We start from the raw sequence: 240 nt of genomic DNA, 5'->3' as shown, positions 1-240 counted from the left end.
ACAAATTTTGCACATATTAACAAGTGGTGAATGCTTCTGCGAATTAAACATATTTAATTCTGAGGAAAAAAGTAATTTTAGTGCATATGCGATGGAGGATACGAAAATTTGTATGTTAACAAAGGCTAATATGGATAGTATTATGGAGAGAAATCCAAGCATTGCATTAAAATTGTTAAAATTCGTTACAAAAAGATTAGCGCAAACGGAAAATTTGGCGCACAATCTAGCAACGAATGA

Annotated in this window: 1 protein-coding gene; it reads left to right on the top strand. The window is 31.7% G+C overall.

Annotated elements, in window-relative coordinates; genetic code table 11:
- Positions 1–7 precede the first annotated feature (7 nt).
- On the top strand, positions 8–240 hold a 233-nt coding region (locus SB822_RS60515), incomplete at its 3' end, for a Crp/Fnr family transcriptional regulator (protein WP_410859575.1).

Source organism: Paraburkholderia sp. SIMBA_054, from assembly GCF_046534875.1.
GTDB lineage: Bacteria > Pseudomonadota > Gammaproteobacteria > Burkholderiales > Burkholderiaceae > Paraburkholderia > Paraburkholderia hospita.
This window is presented reverse-complemented; position numbering and strand designations above follow the sequence as displayed.